The 12139-nt window shown below is 71.5% G+C and carries 11 protein-coding genes; 7 read left to right on the forward strand and 4 right to left on the reverse strand.

From position 1 onward, the window contains the following. Window positions 1-35 precede the first annotated feature (35 nt). Complete coding sequence (dnaJ, locus tag ACWGJY_RS09455) at window positions 36-1211, forward strand: molecular chaperone DnaJ (RefSeq protein WP_453260188.1); 1176 nt, start codon at window positions 36-38, stop codon at window positions 1209-1211. 1 nt (window position 1212) lies between these two features. Further along, complete coding sequence (locus tag ACWGJY_RS09460) at window positions 1213-1665, forward strand: heat shock protein transcriptional repressor HspR (protein WP_453260189.1); 453 nt, start codon at window positions 1213-1215, stop codon at window positions 1663-1665. A gap of 211 nt (window positions 1666-1876) precedes the next feature. Here ACWGJY_RS09460 and ACWGJY_RS09465 read toward each other — a convergent pair whose 3' ends face one another. The 3 genes from ACWGJY_RS09465 to ACWGJY_RS09475 form a co-directional block, all read right to left on the reverse strand. Beyond that, the gene (locus ACWGJY_RS09465) at window positions 1877-2281 is read right to left on the reverse strand and encodes a hypothetical protein (protein WP_453260190.1); all 405 of its coding nucleotides are present in this window, start codon (window positions 2279-2281) and stop codon (window positions 1877-1879) included. 495 nt (window positions 2282-2776) lie between these two features. Then, on the reverse strand, window positions 2777-3181 hold the full coding sequence (locus ACWGJY_RS09470) for a pyridoxamine 5'-phosphate oxidase family protein (protein ID WP_453260191.1): 405 nt from the start codon (window positions 3179-3181) through the stop codon (window positions 2777-2779). 62 nt (window positions 3182-3243) lie between these two features. Beyond that, window positions 3244-3819: a Uma2 family endonuclease gene (locus tag ACWGJY_RS09475; protein WP_453260192.1), complete on the reverse strand. Its 576-nt coding sequence runs from the start codon at window positions 3817-3819 to the stop codon at window positions 3244-3246. A gap of 235 nt (window positions 3820-4054) precedes the next feature. Between ACWGJY_RS09475 and clpB the strand changes: the two genes are divergently transcribed. Together clpB and ACWGJY_RS09485 are read left to right on the forward strand one after the other, a co-directional pair. Further along, complete coding sequence (gene clpB, locus ACWGJY_RS09480) at window positions 4055-6685, forward strand: ATP-dependent chaperone ClpB (RefSeq protein WP_453260255.1); 2631 nt, start codon at window positions 4055-4057, stop codon at window positions 6683-6685. 156 nt (window positions 6686-6841) lie between these two features. After that, window positions 6842-7378: a YbjN domain-containing protein gene (locus ACWGJY_RS09485; RefSeq protein WP_453260193.1), complete on the forward strand. Its 537-nt coding sequence runs from the start codon at window positions 6842-6844 to the stop codon at window positions 7376-7378. A 141-nt stretch (window positions 7379-7519) separates the two neighbouring features. On the opposite strand, the gene ACWGJY_RS09490 is transcribed toward ACWGJY_RS09485, so the two are convergent. Next, a complete protein-coding gene (locus ACWGJY_RS09490; protein ID WP_453260194.1) occupies window positions 7520-8698 on the reverse strand; it encodes a pyridoxal phosphate-dependent aminotransferase in 1179 nt (392 codons plus the stop codon). Between the two features lie 198 nt (window positions 8699-8896). Between ACWGJY_RS09490 and ACWGJY_RS09495 the strand changes: the two genes are divergently transcribed. From ACWGJY_RS09495 to ACWGJY_RS09505, 3 genes are all read left to right on the forward strand, one after another. Further along, window positions 8897-9214: a hypothetical protein gene (locus ACWGJY_RS09495; RefSeq protein WP_453260195.1), complete on the forward strand. Its 318-nt coding sequence runs from the start codon at window positions 8897-8899 to the stop codon at window positions 9212-9214. Between the two features lie 325 nt (window positions 9215-9539). Beyond that, the gene (locus ACWGJY_RS09500; protein WP_453260196.1) at window positions 9540-10061 is read left to right on the forward strand and encodes a DUF2617 family protein; all 522 of its coding nucleotides are present in this window, start codon (window positions 9540-9542) and stop codon (window positions 10059-10061) included. Between the two features lie 302 nt (window positions 10062-10363). Next, window positions 10364-12085, forward strand: coding sequence for a polyamine aminopropyltransferase (locus ACWGJY_RS09505; protein ID WP_453260197.1), 1722 nt, complete (start codon window positions 10364-10366; stop codon window positions 12083-12085). The last annotated feature ends 54 nt before the right edge of the window (window positions 12086-12139 follow it).

Below are 12139 nucleotides of genomic sequence, written 5' to 3' on the forward strand. Positions count from 1 at the left end.
GCAAGAGCATCCGTGCGGGAGGAGGGACGTCGGGGATGAGCACCAAGGACTTCGTCGAGAAGGACTACTACAAGGTCCTCGGCGTCCCGAAGGACGCCACCGAAGCGGAGATCAAGAAGTCGTACCGCAAGCTCGCCCGCGAGTTCCACCCGGACGCCAACAAGGGTGACGCCAAGGCTGAGGAGCGCTTCAAGGAGATCTCCGAGGCCAACGACATCCTGGGCGACAGCAAGCGCCGCAAGGAGTACGACGAGGCGCGTGCGCTGTTCGGCAACGGCGGCTACCGGCCGGGTCCCGCCGGTGGCGGCGGCTCCTTCAACTTCGACCTGGGTGACCTCTTCGGGGGCACGCCCGGTCAGAGTGGCGGGGGCGGCGGCTTCGGCGGCGGGCTCGGGGACGTCTTCGGCGGTCTGTTCAACCGCGGCGGCGCCGGTACGCGTACCCACGCGCGCCGCGGCCAGGACATCGAGTCCGAGGTGACGCTCAGCTTCACCGAGGCGGTCGACGGGGCCACGGTCCCGCTGCGGATGTCCAGCCAGGCGCCGTGCAAGGCGTGTTCGGGCACCGGCGACAAAAACGGTACGCCCCGGGTCTGCCCGACGTGTGTCGGCACCGGCCAGGTCAGCCGGGGCGCGGGCGGCGGCTTCTCGCTCACCGACCCGTGCGCCGACTGCAAGGGCCGGGGCCTGATCGCCCAGGATCCCTGCGAGGTCTGCAAGGGCAGCGGCCGGGCGACCAGTGCCCGCACGATGCAGGTCCGTATCCCCGCGGGCGTCTCCGACGGGCAGCGCATCCGGCTGCGCGGCAAGGGCGCCCCGGGCGAGCAGGGCGGCCCGGCCGGCGATCTGTATGTGGTCGTGCATGTCGACGCCCATCCGGTCTTCGGCCGCAAGGGCGACAACCTCACCGTCACGGTGCCGGTCACCTTCCCGGAGGCCGCGCTCGGTGGCGAGGTGAAGGTGCCGACCCTGGGCGGTCCGCCGGTGACGCTGAAGCTGCCGGCCGGCACCCCCAACGGGCGCACGATGCGGGCCCGGGGCAAGGGCGCCACCCGTAAGGACGGCACCCGCGGTGATCTGCTGGTCACCATAGAGGTGCTGGTCCCCGGCGACCTCAGCGACAAGGCGAAGGAGTCGCTGGAGTCCTATCGCGAGGCGACCGCGGGCCCCGACCCGCGGGCAGAGCTGTTCCAGGCCGCGAAGGGAGCATGAGATGGACAGCCGGGGCGGGCAGCGTCGTAACCCCTATGAACTGACCGAAGAGTCGCCGGTATATGTCATCTCCGTCGCGGCTCAGCTCTCCGGCCTGCATCCGCAGACCCTTCGCCAGTACGACCGGCTGGGGCTGGTCTCGCCCGACCGTACGGCCGGGCGGGGCCGCCGCTATTCGGCCCGGGACATCGAACTGCTCCGTACGGTGCAGCAGTTGTCCCAGGACGAGGGCATCAACCTCGCCGGCATCAAGCGCATCATCGAGCTGGAGAACCAGGTCGCGGCCCTGCAGCAGCGGGTCGTCGAGCTGCAGGGCGCCCTGGAGGGCGCGGCCAGCGCGATGCAGCAGCGGGAGGCGGCGGTACACGCCTCCTACCGGCGCGATCTGGTGCCGTATCAGGATGTGCAGCAGACCAGCGCGCTGGTGGTGTGGCGCCCCAAGCGGCCGGAATGATCCGGCCGGCCGGGGCGCGAGCACCCGGTGTGTGAGGTGGCAAAGGGCCGGGGAAACCCGGCCCTTGTCGCGTCTGTGCGCGGTGTCTCCCGGGGCTTCCCGGTACATTCCTGGTGCTGGTGCTGGTGCTGGTGCTGGTGCTGGTGCTGGTGCTGGTGCTGCGTGCGTGCGTGCGTGCGTGCGTGCGTGCGTCGTCCCGGGCCGCGCCCGCTCAGCAGCCGTTGTACCCGGCCGTCGGCATCGACAGCCGGCGGTGCACATGCGACTTCATCGCCAGGGTGTAAACCGGCTCGTCGAGGTCGGCGGTCTCCAGGCGCACCCCGGCCGCGGCGCACCGTGCGGTGAACTCGGCGGTGCCGTCGATGGCGTTCTCCAGCGCCCGGCGGTTGGGCGCCACGAACACATCCACCAGGCCCTCTTCGACATCGCGCCACAGCGCGCCGTGGTCGGCCCGCAGGTGGTGCAGGCTGAGCCGGCAGGTCAGGCGGTAGTCACGGGCAGCCGCCCACTGTGTGCACATGTCGTGCTGGCTCCGGTCATCTACCAGGAACGGATCCTCGTCCAGCTCGGACAGCGGCATCAGGCAGGCGATCGCCGTCACTCGGACCGAGTTCATCGTGCCCTCCGGGGCGTGGCGACTGTGGGGGCGACGATACCCCCGCGGGTGGCCCGTGGAGGAGGGGCTGTACCGGGCGGCGAAGCGTATCCGCAGGCGTGGCAGATCTTCCAGCCGTCCTGGTTGACGGCCAGCCGGCCGCCGCAGCGCGGGCAGAGCTCGGCGTGCGGGTGCGGACGGGCGGGGGGCGGACGGCGAGGAACGGTGGTCACGATGTGCACTGCCGACGCCATGCGGCCTCCAGCTGCCGTCTTTTGCAGGGGACAGGCCCGATGCCGCCCGTCCTTGCACGGAGCTGTTCGGTTCCCGTCGCTCCTGACTACACCAGGTGGACGGCCTACGGCGGAGCGGGAGGGTCCGTTTTCGGCCAGGGGGCGAGGGGGCGAGGGGGCGAGGGGGCGAGGGGGCCAGGGAGCCAGGAGGCCAGGGGCCGGCGGGGCGACGGGCCGGAGGTGCGGCGGCCCGGCGCGGGACGGGGAAGCGGCGGCCCGGCTCTCAGGCCCGGCCCATCGCCTTGGTCACCGCGATCTCGATCATGACGCGATCGGGGTTGGGCGCCGGGGTCCGGCCGTAGCGCTCGGCGTACCGGCTCACCGCGTCGGCCACCGCCCCGGCGTCCGTACGCACCCGCGCGATGCCCTCCAGGGTCGCCCAGCGGCCCTTGTCGACCTGGCACACGGCGACGGTGGCGCCGTCCGCCCCGGCGGCGAGGACGTTCTTGACCTTGGCGCTGTCCTTGCGGGTGATGATCCGCGCGATCCGCTGCCCGGCGTCGTAGGTGACGCCTACCGGGACGACGTGCGGTGTCCCGTCCGTACGCAGCGTGGTGAGCGTCGGCATCTGGTACTCGCCCCAGAAGGCGAGGTACTCCGGGCTGAGGGCGCTGAGGTCGTGGGCCATGGGGGCAAGGGTAGTTCCGGGGCCGGGCGCCGGGTTCCGGGCCGGGGGCCGGGGTCCGGGATTCAGAGGAAGTCGGCGGTCTCCAGGTCGAAGGAGAAGGGGGCGGGGAGGGGGAGGGGCTTGCCGAGGGGGGCGGTGTTGTTCCCTACGTAGTCGTCACCGGAGGGATCGCTGAAGATCGTGATGGTGGCCTTGCTGCGGTCCACGAGCAGGTGGAGCGGGATACCGGCGCGGGCGTAGCAGCGCCGCTTGGCGATGCGGTCGTGCTCCGGCTTGCTCGACGTGACTTCCATGACCAGGGCGACGCCTTCGCTGGGCATCCAGGGCTCGGCGTCCAGGAACAGGTCCAGTTCCGTGGGCGCGAAGGTGGCATCGGGAATCACGTGGTTCTTCCGGTCGCCGGGGTGCAGCAGGAGTCCCTTGCCGCCGGAGACATCCATATCCGTCGCGGACTTCGTCAGGATCTGCTTGGACAGCCGGCTGAAGAAACGCTCGTGGTTCCCGTCGGTCGGTGGCGTCACGATGATCTCCCCCTCGATCAGCTCGGCCCGGAAGCCCTCGGGGGTCTCCAGGGCGAGGAAATAATCCAGGAGGGTCTCGTGGTCCGTCGCCATCGGCTCGTGTGCCATAGCCGTCATGCTGCACCTCCTTGTGGTCGAAGGCCAGCGTTCCAAGACCGCTTCGAGGGCGAAGGGGCGTTCGGCCTAATTCACCCGCAGGAGTGGGTTCCGGATGAGCGGGTGACGCTCCCGAAGCCGCCTTGAGTGGAATAGACTCAACTTATCGCACGTTGGCATGAGCAGGGTTTGCCCGGGTGGGTCCAGACTGGGCAACGAGGCCGTGCAGAACGACTACGAGGAGGATCGCGAGGACGTGGACGCCGAGCTGACCAACAAGAGCCGGGAGGCGCTGAGCGCCGCCAACGAGCGGGCGGTCACCGCCGGGCATGCGGACATGACGTCCGCGCATCTCCTGCTCGCGCTGCTGGCCGGGCAGGACAACGAGAACATCATGGATCTGCTGTCCGCCGTCGAGGCGGACGCCGCCGTGCTGCGCAACGGCGCCGAGCGGCAGCTCGCCGCGCTGCCGAGCGTGCAGGGCTCGACGGTCGCGCCGCCGCAGCCGGACCGCGATCTGCTCTCCGCCATCGCGGACGCCACCCAGCGCGCCAAGGAGCTGGGTGACGCCTATGTCTCCACCGAGCACCTCCTCGTCGGGCTCGCCGCCAAGGGCGGGCGCACCGGCGAGCTGCTGGAGCAGCAGGGTGCCTCCGCCAAGAAGCTGCTGGCCGCCTTCGAGGCCGGCCGGGGCGGGCAGCGGGTGACCAATGCCGACCCGGAAGGCACGTACAAGGCGCTGGAGAAGTTCGGTACGGACTTCACCGCGGCCGCCCGCGAGGGCAAGCTCGACCCGGTCATCGGCCGGGACCACGAGATCCGGCGGGTGGTGCAGGTGCTCTCCCGCCGGACGAAGAACAACCCGGTGCTGATCGGCGAGCCCGGCGTCGGCAAGACGGCCGTCGTCGAGGGGCTGGCACAGCGGATCGTCAAGGGCGATGTGCCCGAGTCGCTGCGCAACAAGCGGCTGGTCGCGCTGGACCTCGGGGCGATGGTCGCGGGCGCGAAGTACCGCGGTGAGTTCGAGGAGCGGCTGAAGACCGTCCTGGCGGAGATCAAGTCCAGCGAGGGCCGGATCATCACCTTCATCGACGAGCTGCACACCGTCGTGGGCGCGGGCGCCGGCGGCGACTCGTCCATGGACGCGGGCAACATGCTCAAGCCGATGCTGGCCCGTGGCGAGCTGCGGATGGTCGGCGCGACCACCCTCGACGAGTACCGCGAGCGGATCGAGAAGGACCCGGCGCTGGAGCGGCGCTTCCAGCAGGTGCTGGTCGCCGAGCCGACCGTCGAGGACACGGTGGCGATCCTGCGCGGGCTCAAGGGCCGGTACGAGGCCCACCACAAGGTGCAGATCGCGGACTCCGCCCTGGTCGCCGCCGCCGCCCTCTCGGACCGCTACATCACCTCCCGCTTCCTGCCCGACAAGGCCATCGACCTGGTCGACGAGGCGGCCTCGCGCCTCCGTATGGAGATCGACTCCTCCCCCGTGGAGATCGACGAGCTCCAGCGCGCCGTGGACCGGCTGAAGATGGAGGAGCTGGCGCTGCGCAACGAGTCCGACGCCGGTTCGCTCCAGCGGCTGGAGAAGCTGCGCAAGGACCTCGCCGACAAGGAGGAGGAGCTGCGCGGTCTGACCGCCCGCTGGGAGAAGGAGAAGGAGAGCCTCAACCGCGTCGGTGCGCTCAAGGAGAAGCTCGACGAGCTGCGCGGCCAGGCCGAGCGCGCCCAGCGCGACGGCGACTTCGACACCGCCTCCCAGCTGCTCTACGGCGAGATCCCGGGTGTGGAGCACGAGCTGGAGGAGGCGGCCGCCGCCGAGGCCGAGCAGGAGGCGTCCAAGGAGTCCATGGTCAAGGAGGAGGTCGGTCCCGACGACATCGCGGATGTGGTCGGCGCCTGGACCGGCATCCCGGCCGGCCGGCTGCTGGAGGGCGAGACGCAGAAGCTCCTGCGGATGGAGGAGGAGCTCGGCAAGCGGCTGATCGGCCAGACCGAGGCCGTGCGGTCGGTGTCGGACGCCGTGCGCCGTACCCGGGCCGGTATCGCCGACCCGGACCGGCCCACCGGCTCGTTCCTCTTCCTCGGCCCGACCGGTGTCGGCAAGACCGAGCTGGCCAAGGCCCTGGCGGACTTCCTCTTCGACGACGAGCGGGCGATGGTCCGTATCGACATGTCGGAGTACGGCGAGAAGCACAGCGTGGCGCGGCTGGTCGGCGCGCCGCCCGGCTATGTCGGCTACGAGGAGGGCGGCCAGCTGACGGAGGCGGTCCGCCGCCGGCCGTACTCCGTCATCCTGCTGGACGAGGTCGAGAAGGCCCACCACGACGTCTTCGACATCCTGCTGCAGGTCCTCGACGACGGCCGGCTCACGGACGGCCAGGGCCGCACGGTCGACTTCCGCAACACCATCCTCATCCTGACCTCCAACCTCGGCTCCGCCTTCCTGATGGACCCGCTGCTCAAGGAGGACCAGAAGAAGGAGAGGGTGCTGGAGACGGTCCGGAGTGCCTTCCGGCCCGAGTTCCTCAACCGGCTCGACGACGTGGTGGTCTTCCACCCGCTCGGCACCGGCCAGCTCCAGCGGATCGCCCGGATCCAGCTCGACCACCTGCAGCGCCGCCTCGGCGACCGCCGGCTGACGCTGAACGTCAGCGACCGCGCCCTGACCTGGCTCGCCTGGCTCGGCCAGGAGCCGGTGCCCGACGCCCCGGCCCCGGACATGTCCTACGGCGCCCGGCCGCTGCGCCGTCTGGTCCAGACCGCCATCGGCGACCCGCTCGCCCGCGCCATCCTGGCGGGCGAGGTGCGGGACGGGGACACCGTGCGGGTGGACGTGGACGGTGATCAGCTGTCGGTGGAGCCGGACGGGCGGGCCGTGGGCTGACCGCCGCCGCGATCCGGGGGCCCGGTCGTCCCGCCGCGCCGGGCCCGCGGATCATGTCCTTGACCGACACCTTGCCCGTATCCGCTCCGTCCCGGGTTGCCAGGACGGGGCGGATGTGGGGGAGGATGGCAGGGACCATACGAAGGGAATTCCACGGTGAGCATCGACCCGTCCTCGATTCCGAATTTCGGGGGCCAGCCCGAACCCGAGCCCTCGGGGCCTGATGGTCCCGTCGTGCCTGACCAGGACCTGGTCAAGCAGCTCCTCGACCAGATGGAGCTGAAGTACGTCGTCGACGAGGAGGGTGACCTCGCCGCCCCGTGGGAGCAGTTCCGCACGTACTTCATGTTCCGGGGCGAGGAGGAGCAGCAGATCTTCTCCGTCCGTACGTTCTACGACCGTGCCCACGGCATCGACGACAAGTCGAAGCTGCTGGAGGCGATCGACGACTGGAACCGCCGGACGCTGTGGCCCAAGGCCTACACCCACACCCATGACGACGGCACGGTCCGTCTGATCGGTGAGGCATCGATGCTGATCGGCACCGGCGTCTCGCTCGAACACTTTGTGTCGAGCACGGTCAGCTGGGTCCGCGCCTCGATCGAATTCGACAAGTGGATCGTCGAGCAGCTCGGTCTGGAGGCCGAGATCGAAGGCGACTCCGACAAGAAGCAGGGTGACGACGAGGCCTGAGCCCCGCTCGTTTCACACCCACCCCGCTGCACGGGCCCCCGGAGCGTTGGCTCCGGGGGCCCGTGTCCGTGTGTCACGGGGCGGACGGGTCCGGCGGGGGCGCCGCGCGGCGGGCGGCGGACCCGCGGCGGGCGGCGCCCGTCAGAGCTTCCGGAGGCGGCTGACCACCTCCTCCAACACCTCCACCTGCTTGCAGAAGGCGAAGCGCACATACGGCGCGCCCTGGTCCTTGTGGTCGTAGAAGACGGCGTTGGGGATGGCGACGATGCCGGCGCGCTCGGGCAGGGCGCGGCAGAAGGCGAAGCCGTCGTCGTGGCCGAGGGGGCGGATGTCGGTGGTGATGAAGTAGGTGCCGGAGGGGCGGAAGACGCCGAAGCCGGCCTCGGACAGCCCGCGGGCCAGGATGTCGCGCTTCGCGCGCAGATCGTCCCGCAGCTCCGTGTAGTAGCTGTCGGGGAGGGCGAGGGCCTCGGCGACGGCGTACTGGAAGGGCCCGGCGGAGACAAACGTGAGGAACTGCTTGGCCGAGCGGACCGCGCCGATCAGCTCCGGGGGCGCGGTGACCCAGCCGACCTTCCAGCCGGTGAAGGAGAAGGTCTTGCCGGCCGAGCCGATGGTGACGGTGCGTTCGCGCATACCGGGGAACGACGCGAGGGGGAGGTGCTCGCCCTCGAACACCAGGTGCTCGTAGACCTCGTCCGTGATGACCAGGAGGTCGCGCTCGCAGGCGAGGCGGGCGATCTCGGTGAGCTCCTCGCGGGACAGGACGGTGCCGGTGGGGTTGTGCGGAGTGTTGAGCAGAATCAGGCGGGTGTGGTCGGTGAGGGCGTCGCGCAGTTCGTCCAGATCGAGGCGGTAGGCGCCGGACTCCGGGTCCGCGTGCAGGGTCACCGGGACGCGGCGGCCGCCCGCCAGCGCGATGCAGGCCGCGTACGAGTCGTAGTACGGCTCCAGCGCGACGACCTCGTCGCCCGGCTCCAGCAGCGCCAGCAGCGCGGCGGCGATGGCTTCGGTGGCGCCCGTGGTGACCAGGACCTCGGTGTCGGGGTCGTAGGCCAGTCCGCGGTGCCCGTAGAAGCGCTGTTGGTGGGCGGCGACGGCCTCGCGCAGCTCGGGGACGCCGGGGCTGGGTGGGTACTGGTTGCCGCGGCCGTCGCGCAGGGCGCGCACCGCTGCCTCCCTGACCTCTTCCGGGCCGTCGGTGTCGGGGAAGCCCTGGCCGAGGTTGATGGAGCCGGTCCGTACGGCGAGTGCCGACATTTCGGCAAAGATCGTGGTGCCGAATTCGGCGAGGCGGCGGTTCAGCAGCGGTCGGTCCATGGGGCCATCCTCCGTCGAACCTCAGGAGTTCCTCAACTGTGCTTTGAGACTTCGGAGCCAGGGCATCAGCCCCGCACGAAGGACAGTGACGGCCGTCGACGCGGACGGTCCGCGGCGCGGGACGCCGCCGCAACGGCGCACCGGGCGCCGGACGGAGCGGGTGCCTCGCTTCGGGGGAACGGAAGGAGTGTGAGGCAGATGGGGATTGTGGTTTTCGTGGCGATCTGTGCAGGGGTGATCGGCGTGGTGGCCCTCGCCTCGCGGGGCGGCGCCCGCGGACGGGGCCTCGGCGGACGGGGCCTCGGCGGACGGGGTGCCGGTGGTGCGGCCGGCGGCAGCTGGTGGGCCGGCGGTGACGGGGGTTCGAGCCTGGGCGGCGGCCATCACGGCGGCGGCCATCACGGCGGCGGGCACCACGGCGGCGGACACGGCGGCCACTCGTGCGGCGGCGGGTCCTCCTGCGGGGGCGGCGGCTGCGGCGGCGGTGGTGGCTGCGGTGGCGGCGGAGGATCCTGAGCCGCGGCGATTTGCCCCAACTCCACTTGCGCGGAAGGCTTGTTGTATCGCGCATATGCGCCTGGCGGGTGCTGGTGAACACACCAACACCCGCCAGGCGCTTGGTCGTTGAACAACTGAACTGCAGGGCCCCCTAGCGGATGGAAACCCGGCAGAGATGGGTAAAAGCGCTGTGGGCGACAGGGCTTTCATGATTCCCTCTCCCTGGAGAATCCCCCACGTTCTCCGATCCCACGTGGGCACGAGCCGGCAGGCATTCGCATATCCCTGGCCTTCAACGGGCGGGCCGGCCCACCATTCCACTGCGTGCTTGCGGAGCCGACCCATGCTCACCACTTTGCAGACGGCGTACACCGATACCCGTGCCTCCGACCTGGCCTGGGCGCTGGGCAGGGAACCCCTGCCGGCCCTTGCCGTACTCGATCTCCAACTCCACGGTGCCCAGCTTCAGTTGAGGCTTCTCGGCGCTTCTCACCAGGTGCTTCTCGAAGAGGAGCGCGGTACCTGTTCCGAAACGGTCGCCTGTATGCCGGGCAGCAGTACGCCGCTGCCGCTGGGCGTGGCGAAACGCCTCGGCGACTGGGAGTACGAATTCGCCGCCCATGTCGAGAAGCTGTCGCGCGGCTCGTTCGCGGGGCGGGCGCAGGAACTTCTCGCGCTGGTGGCCGAGCATCCGCACGGCCTCGCCGGTACGTTCCCCGGCTCGCCGCACGCCTTCACCGCGATGCTGGCGCAGTGCCAGCAGGGGCAGGTGCGCTGGCGGACCTGGCACGCGTATCCGCAGGAGGGCCGCTTGGTGGCCACCCGCACCCGCGTGGGCGTACGGGCGGCGGTCGCGGCGGTCTAGCCGCGGCGGGCGGAAGTAACCGGTCCGGCCGGCAGAGGGCGCCGGGAGCCGGCGGGAGTCGTCGCGAGCCGGCAGGGGGAGTGGGGCGTGGGCGGTGCGAGGGGCGCGAAGGCGGTGCGCCGGGGGGTGGATGCCTGGCGGGGCGCGCACGGTGTGGCGTGCGCGGTCCGGCCGGCCGGTGGAGTGCGGACGCGGCGGCCACGCCCCGCGCCGAGGCAGCGCTCCAACTGACGGGTGCAGCCCATGGACTGCACCCGTGTGGGTGACGGAGGGCCACGGATCTGTCACGTAGCGTTCACTTTATGATCGACCCGCCAGAGCCTGTTCTCCACGGCACCCCCGGGGTGCCGGAGGCCATGACGCCGGCGCGACTGCCTGTGCCGGCCGGGCTCGGCCGGCTGCTCGTCCTCGCCGTCGTCTTCGTCTGCGCCGCCTGCGGTCTGGTCTACGAACTCGAACTCGTCGCGCTGGCCACGTACTTGGTCGGAGACTCCGTCACCCAGGCATCGGTCGTGCTGTCCGTCATGGTCTTCGCGATGGGCGTCGGGGCGCTGCTCGCCAAGCGGCTGCGCTGCCGGGCGGCGGTCGGCTTCGGTGCGGTCGAGGCGGGTCTCGCGCTGGTCGGCGGCTGCTCCGCGATGGCGCTCTACGCCTGCTTCGCCTGGTTCGGCCAGTCCCGCTCCGCGCTCGTCGGCTTCTCCCTGGCCATCGGCATCCTGATCGGCGCCGAGGTGCCCCTGCTGATGACGCTGATCCAGCGGGTGCGCCGGCAGGACGCGGGCGGCGCGGTCGCCGACCTCTTCGCCGCGGACTATGTCGGCGCGCTCGTCGGCGGCCTGGCCTTTCCCTTTCTGCTGCTGCCGAGCTTCGGCCAGCTGACCGGCGCACTGCTCACCGGCGCTGTCAACGCGGTGGCCGGTGGTGTGCTGGTGCTCTGGCTCTTCCGCCGCGATCTGAGCGGCCGCGCCCGCTGGGCACTGCTCGCCGTCAACGCCCTGGTCCTCGCGCTGCTCGCCGCGGGCATGATGCTGGCCACGCCGTTCGAGCGGGCGGCCCGGCAGGCGGTGTACGGCTCCTCGGCGCGGGTCGCGGTGCAGACCGGCATCCAGGAAGTGGTGATGACCGGCGGCACGGGGGCCGGAGCCGGTGCGGGGTGGGGGAGGAAAGGTTTAGGCGGACCGCTGGCGCTGTATCTGGACGGCCGCCTCCGGGTCAGCGCGGAGACCGAGTTCCGCTACCACGAAGCGCTGGTGCACCCGGCGATGGCGGGTGGTCCGCACCGCCGGGTACTGGTCCTCGGCGGCGGCGACGGCCTCGCGGTGCGCGAGATCCTCCGCCATCGTGCGGTCCGCTCGGTGACCGTCGTCGAACTCGACCCCGGTGTGCTGCGGCTGGCGCGTACCGACCCCGGCCTCTCCCGCCTCAACCACCACTCGCTCGGCGATCCGCGGGTGCATGTGGTGACCGCCGATGCCTTCGACTGGCTGCGGCAGCAGGGCCTGGGTGGCCGCGGCCGGCGGCCGGCGCCGTACGACGTCATCGTCTCCGACCTCCCGGATCCGGGGATCGCCGCGAGCACCAAGCTCTACTCACAGGAGTTCTACGGCCTCGCGGCCCGGCTGCTGGCCGGTGACGGACGGCTGGTGGTGCACGCCGGGCCGCCGGTCGAGCGGGCGCGCCTGTACTGGACGGTGGAGTCGACCGTCCGGTCGGTGGGCCTGGCGACCGTGCCGTACCGCCTGTCCGGCCGGCCCGCGGCGTTCTACGGCGGCCCGGACCGTACGGTCCCCGTCCCGCCGGTGGACGCGGAGGTGCCCGCCGCGGCGCCGTCGGCCGGCCGGGCCCGGTACTGGGGCTTTGTGCTGGCCGCGCGGCACCGGCCGTACTTCGGTCTGGCGTCCGATGCGCCGCCGCCCGCGGGCCTCAGCTGCGCGGAGCTGCAGGCCGGCCGGCGGGGGGAGACCCGCGACCGGATGTCCGGGCTGCCGGCGTCGACGCTGATGCATCCGCGGTATCTCGACTGAGCGGTCGGGGCGGGTCCCGGGCGGCCCGCCGGCCGGGCGGGCGCCGGGTGCGCG

Source organism: Streptomyces sp. NPDC054765, assembly GCF_053612065.1.

Excerpts from the sequence above, each read along its gene's own strand:
- dnaJ (WP_453260188.1), top strand. The coding sequence starts at position 36 with ATGAGCACCAAGGACTTCGTCGAGAAGGACTACTACAAGGTCCTCGGC.
- ACWGJY_RS09460 (WP_453260189.1), top strand. The coding sequence starts at position 1,213 with ATGGACAGCCGGGGCGGGCAGCGTCGTAACCCCTATGAACTGACCGAA.
- ACWGJY_RS09465 (WP_453260190.1), bottom strand. The coding sequence starts at position 2,281 with ATGAACTCGGTCCGAGTGACGGCGATCGCCTGCCTGATGCCGCTGTCC.
- ACWGJY_RS09470 (WP_453260191.1), bottom strand. The coding sequence starts at position 3,181 with ATGGCCCACGACCTCAGCGCCCTCAGCCCGGAGTACCTCGCCTTCTGG.
- ACWGJY_RS09475 (WP_453260192.1), bottom strand. The coding sequence starts at position 3,819 with ATGACGGCTATGGCACACGAGCCGATGGCGACGGACCACGAGACCCTC.
- ACWGJY_RS09490 (WP_453260194.1), bottom strand. The coding sequence starts at position 8,698 with ATGGACCGACCGCTGCTGAACCGCCGCCTCGCCGAATTCGGCACCACG.
- ACWGJY_RS09495 (WP_453260195.1), top strand. The coding sequence starts at position 8,897 with ATGGGGATTGTGGTTTTCGTGGCGATCTGTGCAGGGGTGATCGGCGTG.
- ACWGJY_RS09500 (WP_453260196.1), top strand. The coding sequence starts at position 9,540 with ATGCTCACCACTTTGCAGACGGCGTACACCGATACCCGTGCCTCCGAC.
- ACWGJY_RS09505 (WP_453260197.1), top strand. The coding sequence starts at position 10,364 with ATGATCGACCCGCCAGAGCCTGTTCTCCACGGCACCCCCGGGGTGCCG.